The sequence below is a fragment of the Gemmiger sp. An50 genome (genome assembly GCF_002161595.1).
Taxonomy (GTDB): domain Bacteria; phylum Bacillota; class Clostridia; order Oscillospirales; family Ruminococcaceae; genus Allofournierella.
Window position 1 is genome coordinate 1 of record NZ_NFID01000016.1, and the last position, 19,890, is coordinate 19,890.

Consider the following 19,890-nt stretch of genomic DNA (forward strand, 5'->3'; position numbering starts at 1 on the left):
GCAGTCTCGATGATTTCCAGCCGGTTTTTGCAGGCGGCGTCGGTTTCCGCCAAATGGGGAAAGAGTTTTTCTGTAAGCAGCAGGGTACTGTAAAGGGCCGGACGGTACTCCTTCAGATAGGCACGACGCATCCGTCCATACTTGCCGATGTGATACTCCTTTGTGTCTGACAATACGAGGTTGGGAATCAAGTAGTCCCCGCATTGTGTGTAGGTCAGTTCCATAATGGCCTCCTTTGTGGGAATGTGTGGGGTTGACAGTTACGGTCAGGTTCAGGGGCATCCCTCCTTCATCACAACTGTCTTTTCATTCGCCACAAATGAGCCGCAGTCATGACGTAATTTTCGGTGGTGTAATCCACCCTTTATAAATTACATCATGAGTTGGATTCAGTGCGTCCTCTTCCAGCAACTCCGCGTTTCCACTGATTACCGTCAGAGGTGTTTTCAGATCGTGAGTCAGAGCAGCCAGCTCCAGACGGCGCTGCTGCTCCATTGCCCATTGATCTTTCAACGACTGGGCCAGACTCGCCCGCAGTTTATGTTTGACGAAGATCGTCAGGTTCGCTCCGCAAACCCTCTCCGCCTTTTCCGCGTCCAAACATCTGAACAGAAGCAAAAGCACTTTTCGCTTAGACAAGTCCGAATGGCCGTTCAAAAGCGCAGCGTACAGGGTTGCTTTTTCTTAGCACTCACAGCTCTTCGCCTAGTTCAACGTAATCCCTTCAACCTAACCAGCTCAATATTTACGCCACACCATCTTGTTGACCACGCCCACATAGCTCTGGATGATCTTGACCACCTTGGTGGACACATCCTCCACATAGTTGGGCACGGGAATGCCGTTGTCGCCGTTGTCGTTCATGGCCACGGCGGTCTCCACCGCCTGCTCCACGCCGCCGGCGGTGATGCCCGCCAGAATGAAGCAGCCCTTGTCCAGCGCTTCGGGGCGCTCGGTGGAGGTGCGGATGCACACCGCCGGGAAGGGCTTGCCGATGCTGGTGAAGAAGCTGGATTCCTCAGGCAGGGTGCCGGAATCGCTCACCACGCAGTAGGCGTTCATCTGCAGATGGTTGTAGTCGTGGAAGCCCAGAGGCTCGTGCAGCCGTACCCGCTCGTCCAGCTTGAAGCCCATGGCCTCCAGCCGCTTGCGGCTGCGGGGATGGCAGGAGTAGAGGATGGGCATGTTGTATTTTTCCGCCAGCGCGTTGATGGAGGTGAACAGGGCCACGAAGTTTTTCTCGGTGTCGATGTTCTCCTCCCGGTGGGCGCTGAGCAGCATGTACTTTTTGGGCTCCAGACCCAGCCGCTCCAGCACATTGGAGGCCTCAATCTGGGCAAGGTTTGCCCGCAGAACCTCGGCCATGGGGCTGCCGGTCACATAGGTGCGCTCTTTGGCGGTGCCCTCGGCGTTCAGGTAGCGGCGGGCATGCTCGGAGTAGCACAGGTTCACGTCCGCGATGTGATCCACGATGCGGCGGTTGGTCTCCTCGGGCAGGCACTCGTCGAAGCACCGGTTGCCCGCTTCCATGTGGAAGATGGGAATGTGCAGCCGCTTGGCGGAAATGGCAGACAGGCAGCTGTTGGTGTCGCCCAGAATCAGCAGGGCGTCCGGCTTCAGCTCCACCATCAGCTTGTAGCTCTTGGCGATGATGTTGCCAATGGTCTCGCCCAGATCCTCGCCCACGGCGTTCAGGTAGTGGTCCGGCGCCCGCAGGCCCAGGTCCTCAAAGAAGATACCATTCAGGGTATAGTCGTAGTTTTGGCCGGTGTGCACCAGAATCTGGTCGAAGTATTTGTCACATTTTTTGATCACGGCGGCAAGGCGGATGATCTCCGGCCTGGTGCCCACGATGGTCATCAGTTTCAATTTGCTCATAACTTACTCTTCCCTTTTCAGAGGATAGCTTCGATTTTCCACAACCATCCCCGCTTCAATCTTGGTATACTGCGGAATCTGATTTTCTGCCTTTACCGTGGCATTCAAACAGACATGTACCCCTTCTTCAATCACACAATCATGATCTACCACGGCATTGCAATTAATAATTGAGCCCGCTTTTACAACGGTATTGGTGTTCACTATCGCCCCCGGAAGGACCACAACACCTTCCCCAATGTCCGCAGTTGGGCTCACATATGCCTTTTTGTGTACAAGTGTTGCAACCGAAAGATTGTTCTGCTGCAACTGATGAATCCATTGCAATCGCAACTCATTGTTTCCAAATGCCGGATAAAATGCTGTTCCTGTATCGGCAAATTCAAGATAGTCTTTGCACTTTCCCAGCACCTTATATCCTTCGGTTCCGTCATCAAGAAAGGCCACTTCCAGATATAGGCCACTCTGTCTGGCAATATCTGCAACCACTTTGCCGAATCCACCTGCTCCTAAAATCAGTAAACGATCCATCCTTCGACTCCTCTATCAAACAGGCTCAAAGTAAGTATCCGGACGCCCAGGATCAAATGCTTCATTCGCCCACATCACCGTCACCAGATCTTCCGTTTCCGACAGATTGATGATGTTATGTGTATAGCCCGGCAGCATGTGCACCGCTTGGATATTCTCTCCAGACACCTTGAATTCCAGGACCTCGTCTGTATCCACCTTGCGTTGTTGAATCAAGGCAGTACCTGCAACCACAATGAAGAATTCCCACTTTGTGTTGTGCCAATGCTGGCCTTTCGTGATGCCGGGTTTCGAAATATTCACCGAGATCTGACCACAATTTGCAGTTTTCAGCAGCTCAGTAAAACTTCCCCGTTCATCACAATTCATTTTAAGCGAGAAGCAGGTCTTCTCTTTGGGCAGATACGAGAGATATGTTGAGTACAGTTTCTTTGCAAACGAACCCGCAGGAATTTCCGGCAATTGCAGTGTCTTCGGCTGGTCGTGGAAAGATTCCAGCAACTCCACAATCTGTCCCAGCGTCGCCTTGTGGGTAGTCGGCACGAAGCAATATCTCCCCTGGTTATCCGCAACAGCTTCCAGGCCATTGTAGTTACAACGATGCTCCTTGCTTTCCAGTGCGTCCAGCATTTCCTCTACCAGATCATCGATATACAGAAGCTCCAGTTCGGTCGACGGATCATTCACCTGAATCGGCAAATCATTGGCAATATTGTTGCAGAAAGTGGCCACTGCACTATTGTAATTAGGACGACACCATTTACCAAAAAGATTCGGGAATCGATACACCAATACTTTTGCCCCAGTGTCCTGAGCATAAGTAAAGAACAGCTCTTCCCCGGCCAACTTACTTTTCCCGTAATCCGACTGCCCATATCGGCCAATCAAAGTCGCCTGAATAGAACTTGACAGCATTACCGGACAGGTATTGTTGTGCTTTTTCAGTGTATCCAGAAGAACCGTAGCAAACCCGAAATTCCCCTGCATAAACTCACTTTGATCTTTGGGACGATTTACTCCTGCCAGGTTGAATACGAAATCAGCTTCCGCACAGAACTTGTCCAGCAGTGCAGGATCTGTATCCAGATCATACTCAAAGATCTCATTGATCGAGAGGTTCGGACGAGCCCGGTTCTTTCCCTGTGCAATATTGCGCAGATTGTAAACAAGATTTTTGCCTACAAAACCACTCGCTCCGGTTACGAGGATATTCATTTCCCCGCCTCCCAGTTTTTCAAAGCTTCCTGAACGTAATCTGTGGTCAGAATCTTCTTTACAGTGCCTTCAACATCCAACCGATTGGTATTGTGGCTGGTGTATGCTTCGTCTGCCATGGTCTTCACCTGACCATTTACCACAAACTTATCGTAGTTCAGGTCACGGCTGTCCGCAGCAACACGATAGTATCCCCCCATATCCTCACTGCGCAGACGCTCTTCGCAGGTCATAAGGGTTTCATAAAGTTTCTCTCCGTGACGCGTGCCAATAATATTGGTACCCGTATCACCAAACAGCTGCTGTACTGCCTTTGCCAGGTCACCAATGGTGGAAGCATCTGCTTTCTGAATGAACAGATCACCAGGATTTGCATGCTGGAACGCAAACATTACCAGATCCACAGCCTCATCCAGATTCATCAGGAAACGGGTCATATTCGGATCCGTAATGGTGATGGGTTTTCCTGCTTTGATCTGATCGATGAACAGAGGGATCACGCTGCCGCGGCTGCACATCACATTGCCATAGCGGGTGCAGCAGATAGTGGTGTTGCCTCTCTCTGCTGCAACACGGGCATTGGCATAGATAACATGCTCCATCATCGCTTTGGAAATGCCCATGGCGTTAATCGGATAGGCAGCCTTATCGGTGGACAGGCAAACCACTCGCTTTACACCAGCTTCAATCGCAGCATGCAGCACATTGTCCGTGCCAATCACATTGGTTCGGACAGCTTCCATCGGGAAGAACTCGCAGCTGGGTACCTGCTTCAGAGCCGCAGCATGGAAGATGTAGTCCACACCGTACATCGCATCACGGACAGACTGGGCATTACGCACATCGCCAATGAAAAAGCGAACCTTTCCAGCATGCTCAGGATGTTTGGCCTGAAGCTCGTGGCGCATATCGTCCTGCTTTTTCTCATCACGAGAGAAGATTCGGATTTCTTTCAGATCCGAATCCAAAAAATGTTTCAGAACAGTGGAACCAAAGGAACCGGTACCACCAGTGATCATGAGGGTTGCACCAGAAAATAACGACATTTTATTTTCCTCTTTTCTTATTTTTATTTAAAGAATCTCTTTATCTTTGCTTTAACCTTCACCGGCACATATGATTTTACTATAGCAACATAATACTTGGGATTTTTTTGCATCAATTTTAATACTCCATCTATCCCCTTTTCTGCAACAATATTATAGACCTGACTCCTGATCTCTGGTCTACTCGTAGGAGCAGACAAATTTTTGTTTCTTTCTTTTGCCATATCGATCGTTGCATCTTCTGTATACATATTTTCTTTTATGTATTCTAACATGACCTTTCCTTTTTCGGTGTTCAGCAAAATTAAGGATACACCACGCTTTAGATCAAACGAATCGAAGAATTTCTCGACACCCCAAAAATCTGCAATTGTAATATCACCAACTCGTTGATCATTCGCATATGCACACTGATAACAACTTTCACGATACGAGGCCTCGTTAAGGAACAACCAATAGTATGGGTCAAATATCACCTTTTCAAATTTTTTCCGTTTGTTCACATATATACTAAAATAATTATATGGCGAGTTCCAATCACATCGTTCTTTTTCTCTAAAAATGTATGCATCAATGGTCGCATTCATTTTATTTTGTTTCCATTCAATATATTGATCAAATAAACATTGGTTTGGCACTCCATGACAAACAATATCTACCGTTATAAGATTTTCATATTTTTTCTTCAAAAAACATTTTAACCCGCCTATTTGGCAAGGAGTACCCGAATACAGAACAATACGTCCATTTTCCAACGCTTGCTTCGTCTGCAAAAATGTTTCGCCTGTAGCGCTTTGAACATACTTTGACCCTTGCAATTCTTTCAACTGAGAAATATCAGTTATTGCCGTATGAAAGCACTCGAGCTTTTCATTCATACATGCCCCAAAAACAATTCCATTCTTGCTTAATACATATTTTGCCAGTACCGCAAATGCTCCCCCGGATGTGCTTTTTAAAAGGATATTATCCTCTCTATTTTGAGCAGCTAATACAATAGGCCTTCCCTTTTCTTCCGATTTCAATACTAGATTGTCGATCGGACAACATTTTTCACACAAATTACATTTAATACATTTTTCAATATCTACACTTGGATATAAAAAGCCTTCTTTATCCGGTATAAGTTTAACTGCCTTAACCGGACAAATTTGCTGACAGGCCCCGCACCCAGTACAACTAGATGTCGCTTCTATCATGTATATCCTCCATTAAAGCATTTTTTATCCAATCAAGCGAATTTTGTCGTGCACATTCTAACATGTCATTCATTTTTTGATAATCAATTGGTTGATCTATAACATCTATATTTTCATCTTCAAGAATACGGTTTTGCAATCCAAACATCTTCAGTATATTAAGATTTCGTTCTGCATATCGATCCGGCAATATCTCAACGAACGGTACATTAAAATTAATAGAAAAAGCCGTACCATGGAAAGAATCAGTGATTACCAAACTCGCATTGGAAAAATACCCTACAAACGCTTCCGGTGAAATAAGGCACCTTGTTCTTCCAGCTTTGAAAATTTGCTTGAAGTCAGTTGTTACGCGAATAACGTCACACTTCATTTTCTTTTGGATTTTATCCACATAATTTAAAAAATCCGGATTTTTTCTCAACTGATAAACTAATATGTAATTTCTTTCTTTTGGTTGTTTACTGAATTTCCTCCACTCTTCTTTATTTAAAAGCAACGTAGGATCCAGAACAACCGAACCATGCAGTCCCATGCGGTTCAATATATCTATTCCGCTTTTTTCGCGCACAGAAATACTATTATAAGACCCGAGATATCTTTCCAGCTGACTCATTTTTCCCTGATCAAATTCTTTTCTTCCAAAACTTGCAGCATAAGAAATTTTCGGAACATCAGTTGGTACAAAGTTCAAAAAATAAGCTGGATCAAATTCATCAAAATTAATAGTATTCCATACCTGATCACTGCCCGTACAGAACACATCTATTGTTTCAACACATTCTTTCAGTTCAAAAGCTGTGTTATACTCTTTTGTCTCCCTCAATTCCTTTTTACGGAATCCTTCAAATCGTTTATAACACACCGCCGAATTAATCGTCTGCAACAGCATATATAACATTTTTTTAATCTTATTCGCATGTTCCTGTGTGTTTCTAGTTATCGTTTTTCCAAGAGCTAGCGGCTTTTCGTTCTCAGAAATATAATTAACAATTACCGCCTCATACCCTAATTTTTGAAGCGTATATTGTGTCGCATAGCTTTGAAGGAACGACCCATAATTAGCCACTGCGTGGCGTGTAATAATTCCTATTTTCACTTTAATATCAACTCCTAAATTCAAACCGATATATCCAACAATATCTTGCGCGTAGCAAAAACATTAAAAGCTCAGTAGCCCCCCGCAACAATGCAATATTTATCAATGTAAAAGCATTCATAGCAATCAAAAGAAACAAACCTATTACCTGAACAACCGCAGTAACCACTGTTGTCCTCGTCGTTTCTTTGATACGCCCAATGGCCCCTAAAGCTGGCCAGCCAAAAAGCACTCCAGGAAAACTAAACAATAACACGGGAATCAACGCGCGTAAAATTGGTTTCGCTACTAGATATTTTTCCCCTCCTACAAGCCATAAAGGCAAATCCGCTAACCAATAAATAGAAACACATCCTATTACAAGTATCGGCACAAAAAACTTCAATACACGAAAAATGATTTTAAAACTTTTACTCCGTACCATTTCCGGATAAACACCATCTGTGATAGGTGTATATAAAGTTTGTACTGCAGAAACAATTTGCATTGCGACAGACCAATACGCTACCTCATTTTCTGCAATGAAAATTCCAATCAACAATGTGTTAAGTGCTCCAAATGCAGTTGTTGCCATATTAGAAATAAAATACACCCATGAAACTGTTAATTTCCTCAGCGCGTTATGAAAATCTCCCAACTTGATACGAATTCCAAACTCATGTATTTTTTGGGCAACTAAAATAACTGCTATAAATGAACCTAAAGCATCCAGTATAGGAATCCACAACAAGTCCTGATCATTACAAACAAAAACAAATGTGAATAATGTAGATATTCCTTTCATGAGCAAAAAACGAATTGTAATAATTCCCATGCGCTCTATACCGCGAAAAAAGAAATCCATCAAAAAGCACGACAAAAACACACTTACAAAAGAAAGTATAGTATAAAGTGCATTCTCTCTTAAAATAGGAATCCACGCCGTAACAAAAGCCAATAAAAAAAAAGCAAAAAATGCTAAAATTACTCGGGCCAAAAGTATGTCTGACACGATGTGTTGTATCCTTCCCCAATCCTGTTTTGCATCTACAATATCTTTCGTTCCAGACAAGATAAATCCAAAGTCTGTCAAAACCTGCATATATACCATTAATGATTTCACGTAGGAAACCACACCATAGCTTTCTACGCTCAAAATTCTTGTAAGATAAGGAAGGGTCAAAAACGGAAATATAATTTTAGCTATATTCAACCCATACAACATAATCACATTTGATGTGATTTTATTTTTTGACATCAAAATTCTCCTTATGAACTCTCTATTGAATATAGTCTTGTTTATTAAGATGATAATTAGCCCATTCTTCTGTTTCTCGGACTACTTTTGCTGGATTTCCTGTCACAATGCTCCCCGAAGGAACTTCACCTCTAACAACGCTTCCTGCTCCAACAATACAATTGTTACCTATAGTTGCACCTGGAAGCAAAACAGCTCTTGCTCCAATAAAGCAATTTTCTCCTATAATAACTGGCTTTAAAAAATGCGCATTTTTTATCGGGGCCTTAATCAATTGAAAACCTTTAGCCAACGAAAAATCATGTGTAAGTATCAATACATCTCTTGAAATCGTTGTGTTTTTTCCTATTGAAATAAGTGAATAGTCACTTCCATCAAAATGCACACTTGGATCAATATATCCCATATTATTTTCATAATAATCATTTGGAATATTTACACCAATTTTTCGTAAATAAACCGGATATATCTCCTTGTACTTATCTTGCCACAAAACACGTAATTTCTTAATCAAAAACCGTTGAATAATTTGTACTATTTTTCTTATGCGCATCATTTTTCCTCATAATCTATTATTCAATTTTAATATATATCATTAAGTCACTCTTCAATACTACTTTTCCTGTCAGAGCACTCCTCATAGTCATATTCTAGATTTCATAAAGTGATTCACTTGAAAACACACTCCATAACAGATCATCAGAAGAAGTGCGCCTCTCAACAATTGTGATGGAGAATACAGGTACCATCTAAATGCTGTAGATACAATATAAATAGACAAACATCTATTCAAACCACTTTGGAAAACATTCGACTTTGCTATATAGCGAAACCATGCAATCACTATTCCAGAGAACGCAAAAACGCCACTCCATCCCAAATAGAAGTGTCCAAAGAAAGGCAGCACCCCGCCAAAATAATGCAAATAATATTGATGCGTAAACTGCGCCAGATTCGAGTCAGGCACCGAACCGCCAAAAAAAATGGACAGAATAAAAAGCCCAAACATTTCTAATCGCTTAGTCTCCGACAAAATCAATTCCGTTTTCAAAAATGTTAAAGAAGTAAAAAACGCTGAATAAGCTGTATCCAGCGAACCACCTGTCGCAATTACTTTCTCTACAGCCTCTCTCAACGAATTAACTGACAACACAAAACTTGCTCGTTGCTGTCCTATTGAAACAAGCACAAAAAAAAGGAATACAATAACAGGAGCTACTTTACCAATGCTAATTTTATCAATTATGACGCACAAGCTCCAGCAAATTAATAGTTGCAGCCCTGTAATTCTCCCACCATATACAAAATTTTGCAAAGCAAATGCACCCAGCAAAATCGTTAAAATCATTTGAAATCTTTTTGTTCCTCCATAATAAAATCCCAAAATGAAAAATATTATCGAATATTCGTAAATCGTACTAGGGGCTCCACGTTCCCCTGCTATATCGGGACGTGTAAATCCAAACACCCAAACAAATACAAGCGCCACACAAATTCCAACAACTATCAAATCGTTTGTTTCATTATTCACAATCAGGCAGTGTTTTTCACTTCTGTCAGACATTTTACTCGGCGCAAACAAATTGAGCATCACAAAAAACACAATAAGTAATAGCAACGCTTTTGTTACTACTTGCTGATCAGCCCAAGACGTGAAATATGAATCGATTTGTCCAATAACGTTTGCGTAACAAATGCTCCAATTACAATACAAAAAGATCACATTAACAATTAGCAAATACCAATTATTTCTTGCTTTTAAAACGCCAATCAAATTTACTGTCAGCAACAGCCAAACAGTATATAAGTTTAATTCTCCTCTTTGATTCATTGCTGCAACACAAACAGCAACCGTATAAAACCACGTCTCAAATATTTTTACAACAATATTTTTTCTTGATAATTTCATTTTTCTCATTACAACATTTATTATCTTACTTGTAACTATAAATAGTGCGCACCAAATTGCTCAAGCCAGAAGGTATAACTTTTGTATTTACATTAAATCCCCCTAGTGTTTCTCTTGCTCCACCAGTATCATATGTAATTACTGGTGTTCCGCAAGCCTGTGCTTCTAAGTTAACAGTGGGGTAGTTATCTTCATAGGTAGGATTCACAAACACATCTGCTGCCGTATAAATTTGCGCCAACTCTTTCGCACTATTTGTACGCTCCACTCCAATAATATTCTTTTTGCACTGTTTCATTTGCTCATGATTTAATCCCACCAACACAATCACATATCGATCATCCAAAATATCAGCCAATTTTATAAAATCACTTAATCCTTTTCTTTCTTCCCATACACTCGCCACGCCTAAAACAATTTTTTTATTTTGCAGCCCATATCTGTCACGGAAATCACTGGGAGTTGGCTTAAACACAGTTGTATCAATAGTGTTATAGTGCACTTCAACTGGATACTCTTTCAAAAAACTATCTCGTGTTAAATTAGCTAACCACTTTGAGGGTGTAATCAAAGTCAAATCTTTAACGCCCGTAAAAGCTTGCTTCTTCCTCATAAAATTATTCCGGCTATTATCTATTAAAATGCTAGTCGGATATTTTCTTTTCTGCGAGCATTTTTCGCACATATTTTTCCATTTCTCACAACCGGCCATCGTGAAGTATGAACAATGGCCGGTAAATGCCCAGCAATCATGCAGCGTCCACTTCACCTTCATTTGCGGCCTGCTTTTTATCCAATCAAACAGCAATTCAATATTGATATAATAGCCATGGATATTGTGTAGCCAAAGAACTTCCGGGTCATATGTATCCGCCCATTTCAAAAACTCTTTGGTTGCTTTTTTCGAACCGAATCCATGTTCATCCAAAATTCGTGTCCGCAATGCATGGAATTTTAGATCAACATTATTTCCGATGCGAACTGCATATTTTTGAAACTTCTCAGGAACATCCTCTACTCGACCATATGCGATTTTCACTTCATGCCCCTGATTTTCCAGTTGATACGCCAAATCTGTACAAATGCGTCCTGTGCTTCGTATACCACAGACCGAATTAACAAACAGATATTTCATGCTCTCTCTTTCCCTTTTGTTTCATTTTTTGCAAGACATTTTCAAGACTTTCAAAATGCTTTTTTGCAGTAAATTCATTTTTAAAATAAACACGTGCTTTTTCACCGCACTGAGAAAAACGTTCACGATCATTTATAAAACTGATCATAGCCTTTGCCAGCCCGTTCACATCACCTGCATTTACACACAATCCACATCCGCTTTCTTTGATGATTTCTTGTCCAGCGCCATTAATTGCCCCTAATATCGGTTTTCCAGCTGCCATGTAAGTTTGCACTTTTCCTGGCAATGTATGCCCTATCAAATTATCGCCATTTAAGGTTAGAAGACAAGCATCTGCAATCTTATAAAAAGCTGCTGTTTGGTTTGCTGGAACCGGTCCATAAAATTTGATCCTTTCCATCTGCTGCAAATCATTCGCAAGCTTTTTGCAAGATTCAAGATTTGTTCCTCCTCCCACCAGATGGATTGTATAATCCAGTTCTTGTGGGATTCTTGCACTTGCTTCAATTATTTTCTCTACATCTTGAACCTTTCCGATATTTCCGATAAACAAGAAATCCGTATGATTCGTAGGCTTTTTTTCAAGATTTTCCTGCAAAAGTTCTTCCGAAGCGTATTGTGGCAAATAGCTCATCTTTTCCCTAGGATATTTGATTACATGATTCAAATAATCAAAAAAGGGAGTAGAAGAAACGGCAATATGGTCACATCGGTTGTAGATCCATTTACTCAATGCATGTACTAATGTATAGAATAAACTTTCTTCTTGGAAGCCCATTGCCTTGATGCTTTCCGGCCACAAATCCATACAATATAAAAACAAGGGCTTGTGATATCGATTTTTCAAACGAATAGCGGGTATTGCCATTGTAACCGGAGAAACTTCCCAAACATAAATTACATCAAAGTCCTCCCACTTTTTCAGAGAAGCAAAAATCCAGCCAGATATCGCAAAAGACATATAATTCAAGCACCTAAAAATCGCCCCATGATGCCGTGCAATTGTAGACACTCGATACACCTTTGCCCCATGATAAATCTGCTTACGTTTTCTGAACCACTTATATTCCTTGGGAATCCTGGAAGTGGTATAATCCGGTAAACCGGTCAGCACGGTCACCTCATGCCCCCGTTCAACAAGCTGTTTGACAATATCATTTACAGCATAAATATCCGGGTAAAAGCATTGCGTCACAACTAAAATTTTCAAGACATTGTCCCCTCTTACATCGCCCGGCGCTGCTGACGCAACACCTGAGATTCCTCCTGGAACTGTGTGAATTCACACTGCTCCTTTTTCTCCTGAATCAGCTGTTCCTGTTGGTGACGCATCTCATCCCGATGATGGTGTGCAGTCACACCTTCCTTAATATCCTGACGGCCCAGCACCTTCAGTACACTGTCGAAAAACACCTTTGCGTCAAAGGCCATGCTCACATTTTTTAAGTACTCCCGATCGTAGAACACCTTGTCGTAGTCGTTTAGTAGATCGCGACCGTTGATTTGTGCCCAACCGGTGATACCCGGCTTCAGCTGATCTACGCCGTAGTACCGGCGCAGGAAGTGCACACTGCGCTCTTGGCGAATCAGAGGGCGGGGACCGATCAGGCTCATGTCTCCCACCAGTACATTAAATAGCTGCGGAAGTTCATCGATGCTGGTATCCCGCAGAAAGCGGCCCAGTTTGGAAATATAGCTGTCCGCATTTTGCAAATTTCCGGTAGAGGAATACTTCGGCGCAGTGCTCTTCATTGTTCGGAACTTTACAATATAAAACACATGACTGTCCTGCCCCACTCTCTTCTGCCGAAAAAACACCGGTTCATTGGGACTGCTCAGTTTCTGCAATACTGCCACAAACAGAAACGGGATTGCCAGTACTACAAGTGCCATGCCAGAAACAATCATATCGAATATCCGCTTCATTTTCAGATATCGCCGCTGTTCCGAAGTCAGCGGAATGCGATGTTCCCGCATGATCCCCCTCATGGTTTTTGTTCTCAACTCTGTCTCCATCCTTCTGCTCCCCTTATGCGTATTTCAAATTCCCAATCGCTGTAATTTTTCCCGTTTCTCTGTGGGCAAAGGTTTTTTCGCCCCGGGCTGGAGGGCTCTCCTCTGCTCATAAATCCAGCGGCCCAGCCAGATGCCGTCGCTGGTTTTGTATTTCGCAGGAATGTTCAGATTCCCATGCTCTTCCAGATATTCCTGGGCCAGCTTGTAGCGGTGCTGCCAGGAATCCTCTTTCCGCCAGACCATTCCAATGCTTTCCAGCATCTTCACCCGGTCTGCATCCAGATGCTTTCCGCTTTCCGGCGGTTGCAGGTAAGCGTACCGCTGGCGGGCAACCCATTTGCCCAGAGCCAGCCCCTCACTGTTCTGGTAAGTGGGCGGCACGTTCAGATTCCCATGAATTTTGAAGTACTGCTCTGCTGCCAGATACCCCTGCATCCACTGGTTATCTTTACAATTGCCCCAGTACATTCCAATGGAATCCAGTCGGGAAATCTGCTCCTGACTCAATGGCTTTCGATTGAATTTTCCTTCCCGGGCCTGACGTAAGGCTCGAATCCAGTTTCCCAGTGCAAAGCCATCCGGCGATTTGTAATCCACCGGTACGATCAAATTGCCATGCTCGTTGTAATATTCCATTGCTCTGCAGTAGTTCTTCTCCCACTGCAGGCTGGGGGCATCCCAGACCATACCAATGGCATCCAGCCGAGCAATTCGCTCCCTGTTCAGGATGCTTGCATGTTCTCCATTCGCCCGGCGCTGGCGCAGGTTGTAAATCCAATTACCCAGTGCAAAGCCATCCGCTGCTTTATACCGGGCCGGAACAAGCAGATCGCCAAACTCCTCGTAATAGGCTTTCGCGTGTTCAAACCCGTTTTCCCAGGCACTTTCCAGCTGATTTTCCCACACCATTCCGATGCTGTTCAGCCGCTCGATCTGTCCGGGAGTGAGTGTTCCGCTTCGGTTGCCCGCATACACCGAACGCTGTACGCCGATCCAGTATCCCAGCGAAAGTCCACCCGGTGTCTTATACCGTTTGGGAACCTTCAGGTCCCCATGTTCCGCTGCATATTCTTTGGCCGCAGCAAAATACTGTTCCCAAGTTCCGCTCAGGCTGTTGCGCAGCGTCTCAAACAGCGCACGGCAATCCTGTACCTGCTCCACCACTTGGAAGCGTTCGGTAACGATTTTGTCTCCTTCTCTCACCGAATACATGTGCTGCACGGCGGTGGCCATCTCTTCCTTCAAGGTGTCGATGCTGCACAGTCCCTCGAAGTTATTCACAACATCCAGAATCAGGGGCACTGCGCTGTCGCCCGCGGTCAGGGCCCGACCGATCTGCTGCTTGTAGATGATCGGGCTAATGGTAGGCCGGAACAGAATCACGCCCGAGATTCCATCCACATGAACCCCCTCGTTAAGCATGTCGATGCAGAAGAGCAGCTTCAGGGCACTGCTGGAGTCCGCCTTGAATTTCGCAAACGCCTTGCTGGTTTCCGGGTCTTCGGAATAGGCCATGTAGAAATGGATGTCCGGATTCACTCCGGCAAACCAAGAGCGGGACTGCTCCATCATCTCGCGCATGTGCTCCATGCCAGAGCAGAACACGATGTATTTGCCGCTTTTGCTCGTCATATGGCGGGCAAACACCTGCTCCAGACCATCCGCCTGCTCCAGTGCCCGGCGCAGGGCATCCAGATATTTCTGGTTCACATCCCGCAGCGCAGTCGGCCGCATGGTGCGCACCTGTTTCTGGTATCGTTCCAGCTCATTCTGGTATTTGAACACGGTGGTCACATACTTCGGAGCAGGCAAAATTCCCCGGACGATCGCCTCACCCAGGGATAGTTCACTTGCGATATGGCCTTCGAACAGCTCTTCTGCCATATCGCGCATATTATCCAGATATCTTACGTTGGTTGCGGAAAGGCCCAGCAGCTTTGCGCCAGGGTTAGCTGCAATGGTACGTTGTACCGCATTGCCCCACTGTTCCGCACCGCACCGGTGGAACTCATCCAGAATGATGTAATCCGCATTTATTGCCAGCTCTTCCTCACTGAGAAGCAGCAGCTTGGCATAGGTGCGGAAGGTTACATTGGGAAGCTTGTCCGGCCCGCCGCAGCGTGCCAGACTTTCCAGCTGAGTGGCATAAATATACTCGCTGGGACCAAGCCAAAGGATTTGTTTTTCCGCCTGGTCCAGAGCGAGTTGAAATGCAATGAAGCTTTTTCCGGTTCCGGTGGGGTGGACGATGGCTGCTTTGCCTGCCTGTTCCAGCATGGCAATGGCGGAAAGATATGCCTTCTGGTTGTGCTCAAACAATTTCACCGCCACATGCATCGCCTCCCTCTCCGCGGTTTACAACGTAAGAAGCAATATGTTTTGTCTTTTGGGACAGAAATTCGGGCAAATGACTGAATTCTTTCGAGAAGCATCGAATAGCATTGAAAAAAACTGCAAAATAGGTTATGATTAAAATAATCTTGTGTACCCTGTTCTAAATGCATTAATCTTTTATCTAAAATTTCGATACAGAATGCTTCTTCTGTCATATAAAAAAGCCCGCCACATTTCACTCCCAAAATGTGGCGGGCTTTTTCCTTCGTTTTTATTCGTTTTTTACCCTTTCATACAGCTTTTTTGCAGGGCAAAAAGGCCATCCGACTTCGGCGGATGGCCTTCGTTTTGTTCGGCTTTCCCTTACATTATAATATAAGGCGCAGTTTTTCGATCTGGCGGAGGTGCTCTTCCCCGCTGGTTCTTGTATAAATACGAGTTGTGTTGATGCTGCTGTGCCCCAGCAGACTTGCCAGATGTTCCAGATCCTGCTGACACTGGTAGAAACAGCGAGCAAACAGATGCCTCAGATTATGCGGAAAGACCTTTCGGGCGGAGACCTGCGCCTTTCTGCACAGGCCCTTCATCATGGCCCAGATATTACTGCGGTTCAATGGCTTTCCTGAACAGGTTACAAAGACACTTCCATGTGCAATTCCCCGTTCTCTGCAGTAGTGCAGGAGTTTTTCACATAGCCGCCGGGGCAGCAGGATGGTACGATATTTCTCTTTATTACAGATATCCGCCCGCCCCCTTTGCACTGCTTTCACCGTGATGAACCGCAGCTCGCTTACACGAATCCCAGTGGAACAAATGGTTTCCAGCAGATGAAACAAGCGCAGATCTCCTTTCCGGCGGGCGGCATGCAAAAGACGATAATATTCCTGACGGGTTAGTTCCCGGCGCGGTTCTGAATAATTCCTTCGCTGTACCCGAACCGGACGCACCCGGCACTCCTGCCAGCCCATAAAATCGAAAAAGCCGTTTAGCGCTGCCAGTGCTACATTCACACTGGCCGGCGAATACCGCTCCATCAGCCATTGCTTGTAGCATACCGTTATTTCCTTTGTTACTGTTCTTCCTCCCACCCATTGCGCAAACGTGTGAAGCTGCTGCTGGTATCGATCAATCGTTTCTTTGGCCCGTTCTTTTTCAAACAACTCTTTGGAAAAGCCAATGACAGCCATTTCCTCTATGATATGTTCCATGAAATGGTATCACCTCCGCTTTCACTATAGCATACGGTGTTACCGACAATGATATTTTTGCGGATCGACTATATTATCGAGCTATGCAATTAATCATTTCAAGAAATTACCGAAAATTCGCTCCATTACTCTCCCTCGTATCCGTTGGCCGCTGTTCCGTACCAGGAAAGTCGTTGTCCACATTCTTTACAAAAATTGCAGTATTCGAACTCAATTGCCTGTCTGCACCGGGGACATCGATATCGTTCCATCCTTATGGAGTACTCCCGAACAGTCATCGGTATTCGATATTGGATGCATTCACAGAACACTTTTGCTTCGAACATCGTTATCTGGCAATGCATCCTTCGCATTGCAAGAAAACTCACAATTTTCTTATGTATATTCCTATATCTGTGAATTTTCTGTCCTGTCTCCATGATAAATGTTGCTGCCACGCCTTATTCAAAACATTCCTAGTTATAGTTATGTTCTCATAACTCTCCTATACTTTTTCTATGTGTGACAAGTCAGAAATCTTGACATTTCTTTTGTTCATAAATCAAAAACTATCTTTTTCCGAACCAAGTCAGCTAATTTTTATACATCCATGTATCATCACCATTAGTGCTACTTACATATCTTACTGATGCATTCTGCATTTCAACAAAAGCTGTTACCCTTAAATAAAAGGGGGATGGTTATGGATTCATTAAAAACTGTAGATTATACACTCATCGCCAAAAGGCTCAAAGAAATGCGTTTGCAACGCCATCTGCGGCAGAAAGATGTTGCAGAAATCATGAAGATGACGGAGAACTATATCAGCCGGTTGGAGTCAGGAACAGTTCCCATCCTTCTGGAAAACCTATATTCATTTGCCTCCATTTATCACTGCTCTGTTATCGATTTCCTTCGCCCGGAAGTGGAAAACCCTGACGATTATCTTCTTGCTGCAATTAATCAGTTAGCTGAACAAGCGACTTCCAAACAGCGAGAACAGATTTTCAAGATCATGCAGGTGCTTTTAGACGATAATACAACCCACTAAGTAAGGCTACTCTCTTCGTCTGCTGAACCATCCATAATAGATTCTGTCATCGCCAGCCTTTCACGACTTTCGCTTTGTCAGTATATTGCTTTGCTTCTGTAGACAAGATGGAAAACCCCTACACAGGAGGCATACATGTGAGACAATATATTACCGATGCTGTTCTCCTGCTTGATGACATTTGCCAACAGGATTACAAAGTCTTTTACAACAAGGCCTTTCAAATGACCCACGATCCGGAAGAATCCAGAGACATCGTGCAGGCTGCCTTTGAAAACACCTTGAAAATCATCCAGAAAGGGAAAACCATTCTCTCTACACGGGAGGATATCTCCCGCTACTTAATGCGCATTACCATCAATCTGGGAAAAACCTATTATAAAAAGAAATATCACCCGAATTTTCAGGTAGACAGCGTCGAGGACATGGAGCAGGCCTTTGATGCTTTGGCGCGCGAGAATTCACTTTTTGATTTTGATGACAAATATCGCGTGGTCGATTTGTGGGATTTGATTGAAAAAAGCTCCGCCAGACTTCCCAGACGCTCCAAAGAATACTTTATGTGGCGTCTTTATTATGGACTGGACGACAACGAGATTGCAGTAATCATGGGAGTCAAGCGTGCCAGTCTGTGTGTGTTGAAAAATCGCACTTTAAATCATCTGCGCAACGAAATGAAAAAATGCCTGGGAGGTGACTGATGTGGCCACAAACAAAGAACTTCTAGAAAAGCTAGACAAGATTGACGATGAGGAACTGGCACACATGCTAGCTCTGATCGCCTATCGGGAAAGCCAGGAGGAGCTGGATCAGTTGATTCAGTCGGAAGAGTATGCTCCGCCCGATGAGATCCAAATGCGGACCTTCCAGGAAAAATTTCACAAAGACAGTCAGCGGGCGTTGCATCGGTCTAAAATCCGGGTAATACGGTGGGCGTGTGGGATGGCAGCAGCCGCTGTATTTGTTTTTGCCGTGCCAATTTCGGCAGATAATGTCACTATTTTTGAACTGGTCGCACAGGTGTTCACAGATTACAGCGATATTTCCTCTCTTGATGGGTATACATTTGAGAAACCAGAAGAGTGGAACTGTGAGTATTTCCCTTCTTGGATACCAAGTGAATACCATTATAGGGAAGCCAGTATTTTCGGACCAGCACAGTCTCTCTATTTTGACTCAGCTATAGGTTCCATTACATTTATATATACAACTGATTGGCCATTTGACTATGGCTCTGTCGAAAAATCTATTATTTCAAATAGTAACTTTATCATACTACATGGACAATCCATTCCGATTTACACCAGTCAAGATGGGGCCACTAAAACAGTATACATTCGCATTGGAAATGGGACTATAATTATTACAGGGAGTGTCACTTCCCAACAACTCGAAAAGATCGTCCAAAACATTACAAATTTATGACAAAGTGTTATGCTTTTCTGCATTTTACACTTATACTTTATCAAAAGGCGTTTTTCTCAAATTTAGAACCAGTAGAGGTATTAACATGAAAAAAAAATTTACTTTTCGCAGCGCTATCTTTTTGATTGTATGTATTTTGTTGTTTAACAGTATTTCGTCCACTGTTTTTGCATCAGATGATTGGCAAAGCAATTTTAAATTACCTAAATGGACATATATTGCCTATGTGGGTGGGGGAGTATTACGAACAACCGATTCCTCGGGGCGTCACAAGGTTGGAGGTTCTGTAGTTTTGAATGACTACGATAATGTCGCTGAGCTTGAAGCTACTGTCCAACGATACAATGGTGGTTGGTACAATACCAGCTACAAATGGTCTTCAAGCAGCAACGGTGGTGCTGGTGTTGAAGAATATATTTACTTGAACACAGGCACATATCGTATGCGACTAGTCATTAAAGCATACTCGCCCTCTGGAACACTTTTGGAAGAGACTACTTTGTATACCGGGGAAACTATAATTTGAAAACATGTTCATATTTATCTGACCCCTGAGTATTTACATAACGTGAAACAACCTACAATCCCCCTAATCTCCTGTTAAGTTGGGGGAGAGCTAATCTTG

20 protein-coding genes are annotated in these 19,890 nt (G+C 43.8%); 4 read left to right on the top strand and 16 right to left on the bottom strand.

The window, feature by feature from the left end; translation table 11 throughout:
* The 16 genes from B5G03_RS13070 to B5G03_RS13140 all read right to left on the bottom strand — a co-directional run.
* On the bottom strand, positions 1-224 hold a 224-nt coding region (locus B5G03_RS13070; RefSeq protein ID WP_140401699.1), incomplete at its 3' end, for a TnpV protein.
* 106 nt (positions 225-330) lie between these two features.
* Positions 331-618 (bottom strand): histidine kinase dimerization/phospho-acceptor domain-containing protein, encoded by a 288-nt coding sequence (locus B5G03_RS17890; protein ID WP_242962449.1) that lies wholly within the window; start codon positions 616-618, stop codon positions 331-333.
* A gap of 120 nt (positions 619-738) precedes the next feature.
* Positions 739-1,878: a non-hydrolyzing UDP-N-acetylglucosamine 2-epimerase gene (wecB, locus tag B5G03_RS13080; protein WP_087182133.1), complete on the bottom strand. Its 1,140-nt coding sequence runs from the start codon at positions 1,876-1,878 to the stop codon at positions 739-741.
* Between the two features lie 3 nt (positions 1,879-1,881).
* Positions 1,882-2,409: a PglD-related sugar-binding protein gene (locus tag B5G03_RS13085; protein WP_087182134.1), complete on the bottom strand. Its 528-nt coding sequence runs from the start codon at positions 2,407-2,409 to the stop codon at positions 1,882-1,884.
* A 15-nt stretch (positions 2,410-2,424) separates the two neighbouring features.
* Positions 2,425-3,624 carry a polysaccharide biosynthesis C-terminal domain-containing protein gene (locus B5G03_RS13090; RefSeq protein WP_087182135.1) on the bottom strand — a complete coding sequence of 400 codons (1,200 nt, stop codon included), beginning with the start codon at positions 3,622-3,624 and terminating at the stop codon, positions 2,425-2,427.
* On the bottom strand, positions 3,621-4,670 hold the full coding sequence (locus tag B5G03_RS13095) for a polysaccharide biosynthesis protein (protein ID WP_087182136.1): 1,050 nt from the start codon (positions 4,668-4,670) through the stop codon (positions 3,621-3,623). Before B5G03_RS13095 ends, B5G03_RS13090 begins: the two co-directional genes overlap by 4 nt.
* A gap of 23 nt (positions 4,671-4,693) precedes the next feature.
* Entirely contained in the window at positions 4,694-5,869 is a 1,176-nt protein-coding gene (locus B5G03_RS13100) for a Coenzyme F420 hydrogenase/dehydrogenase, beta subunit C-terminal domain (RefSeq protein ID WP_087182137.1), read from the bottom strand.
* Positions 5,850-6,968: a polysaccharide pyruvyl transferase family protein gene (locus B5G03_RS13105; protein WP_162613410.1), complete on the bottom strand. Its 1,119-nt coding sequence runs from the start codon at positions 6,966-6,968 to the stop codon at positions 5,850-5,852. Before B5G03_RS13105 ends, B5G03_RS13100 begins: the two co-directional genes overlap by 20 nt.
* Before the next feature lie 7 nt (positions 6,969-6,975).
* A complete protein-coding gene (locus tag B5G03_RS13110) occupies positions 6,976-8,205 on the bottom strand; it encodes an oligosaccharide flippase family protein (RefSeq protein WP_087182139.1) in 1,230 nt (409 codons plus the stop codon).
* A 22-nt stretch (positions 8,206-8,227) separates the two neighbouring features.
* A complete protein-coding gene (locus B5G03_RS13115) occupies positions 8,228-8,761 on the bottom strand; it encodes an acyltransferase (RefSeq protein WP_087182140.1) in 534 nt (177 codons plus the stop codon).
* A gap of 87 nt (positions 8,762-8,848) precedes the next feature.
* Entirely contained in the window at positions 8,849-10,114 is a 1,266-nt protein-coding gene (locus tag B5G03_RS17130) for a hypothetical protein (RefSeq protein WP_140401700.1), read from the bottom strand.
* Between the two features lie 25 nt (positions 10,115-10,139).
* A complete protein-coding gene (locus B5G03_RS13120) occupies positions 10,140-11,249 on the bottom strand; it encodes a glycosyltransferase (protein ID WP_087182141.1) in 1,110 nt (369 codons plus the stop codon).
* On the bottom strand, positions 11,230-12,462 hold the full coding sequence (locus B5G03_RS13125) for a glycosyltransferase family 4 protein (RefSeq protein ID WP_087182142.1): 1,233 nt from the start codon (positions 12,460-12,462) through the stop codon (positions 11,230-11,232). Before B5G03_RS13125 ends, B5G03_RS13120 begins: the two co-directional genes overlap by 20 nt.
* Positions 12,463-12,476: 14 nt before the next feature.
* Entirely contained in the window at positions 12,477-13,268 is a 792-nt protein-coding gene (locus B5G03_RS13130) for a sugar transferase (RefSeq protein ID WP_242962450.1), read from the bottom strand.
* Positions 13,269-13,292: 24 nt separating this feature from the next.
* Positions 13,293-15,599, bottom strand: a complete 2,307-nt coding sequence (locus B5G03_RS13135; RefSeq protein ID WP_481808417.1) for a Helicase associated domain protein — start codon at positions 15,597-15,599, stop codon at positions 13,293-13,295.
* Between the two features lie 371 nt (positions 15,600-15,970).
* A complete protein-coding gene (locus B5G03_RS13140) occupies positions 15,971-16,810 on the bottom strand; it encodes a tyrosine-type recombinase/integrase (RefSeq protein ID WP_087182144.1) in 840 nt (279 codons plus the stop codon).
* Positions 16,811-17,492: 682 nt separating this feature from the next.
* On the opposite strand from B5G03_RS13140, the gene B5G03_RS13145 reads away from it, so the two are divergent.
* The 4 genes from B5G03_RS13145 to B5G03_RS17135 all read left to right on the top strand — a co-directional run bounded on the left by B5G03_RS13145 (position 17,493) and on the right by B5G03_RS17135 (position 19,791).
* Positions 17,493-17,840: a helix-turn-helix domain-containing protein gene (locus tag B5G03_RS13145; protein WP_162613411.1), complete on the top strand. Its 348-nt coding sequence runs from the start codon at positions 17,493-17,495 to the stop codon at positions 17,838-17,840.
* 137 nt (positions 17,841-17,977) lie between these two features.
* Positions 17,978-18,541 carry an RNA polymerase sigma factor gene (locus B5G03_RS13150; protein WP_087182146.1) on the top strand — a complete coding sequence of 188 codons (564 nt, stop codon included), beginning with the start codon at positions 17,978-17,980 and terminating at the stop codon, positions 18,539-18,541.
* A 1-nt stretch (position 18,542) separates the two neighbouring features.
* Positions 18,543-19,265, top strand: coding sequence for a hypothetical protein (locus B5G03_RS13155; protein ID WP_087182147.1), 723 nt, complete (start codon positions 18,543-18,545; stop codon positions 19,263-19,265).
* An 85-nt stretch (positions 19,266-19,350) separates the two neighbouring features.
* Complete coding sequence (locus B5G03_RS17135; protein WP_140401701.1) at positions 19,351-19,791, top strand: hypothetical protein; 441 nt, start codon at positions 19,351-19,353, stop codon at positions 19,789-19,791.
* The last annotated feature ends 99 nt before the right edge of the window (positions 19,792-19,890 follow it).

Excerpts from the sequence above, each read along its gene's own strand:
- wecB (WP_087182133.1), bottom strand. The coding sequence starts at position 1,878 with ATGAGCAAATTGAAACTGATGACCATCGTGGGCACCAGGCCGGAGATC.
- B5G03_RS13085 (WP_087182134.1), bottom strand. The coding sequence starts at position 2,409 with ATGGATCGTTTACTGATTTTAGGAGCAGGTGGATTCGGCAAAGTGGTT.
- B5G03_RS13090 (WP_087182135.1), bottom strand. The coding sequence starts at position 3,624 with ATGAATATCCTCGTAACCGGAGCGAGTGGTTTTGTAGGCAAAAATCTT.
- B5G03_RS13095 (WP_087182136.1), bottom strand. The coding sequence starts at position 4,670 with ATGTCGTTATTTTCTGGTGCAACCCTCATGATCACTGGTGGTACCGGT.
- B5G03_RS13100 (WP_087182137.1), bottom strand. The coding sequence starts at position 5,869 with ATGATAGAAGCGACATCTAGTTGTACTGGGTGCGGGGCCTGTCAGCAA.
- B5G03_RS13110 (WP_087182139.1), bottom strand. The coding sequence starts at position 8,205 with ATGTCAAAAAATAAAATCACATCAAATGTGATTATGTTGTATGGGTTG.
- B5G03_RS13115 (WP_087182140.1), bottom strand. The coding sequence starts at position 8,761 with ATGATGCGCATAAGAAAAATAGTACAAATTATTCAACGGTTTTTGATT.
- B5G03_RS17130 (WP_140401700.1), bottom strand. The coding sequence starts at position 10,114 with ATGAAATTATCAAGAAAAAATATTGTTGTAAAAATATTTGAGACGTGG.
- B5G03_RS13120 (WP_087182141.1), bottom strand. The coding sequence starts at position 11,249 with ATGAAATATCTGTTTGTTAATTCGGTCTGTGGTATACGAAGCACAGGA.
- B5G03_RS13130 (WP_242962450.1), bottom strand. The coding sequence starts at position 13,268 with ATGGAGACAGAGTTGAGAACAAAAACCATGAGGGGGATCATGCGGGAA.
- B5G03_RS13140 (WP_087182144.1), bottom strand. The coding sequence starts at position 16,810 with ATGGAACATATCATAGAGGAAATGGCTGTCATTGGCTTTTCCAAAGAG.
- B5G03_RS13145 (WP_162613411.1), top strand. The coding sequence starts at position 17,493 with ATGGATTCATTAAAAACTGTAGATTATACACTCATCGCCAAAAGGCTC.
- B5G03_RS17135 (WP_140401701.1), top strand. The coding sequence starts at position 19,351 with ATGAAAAAAAAATTTACTTTTCGCAGCGCTATCTTTTTGATTGTATGT.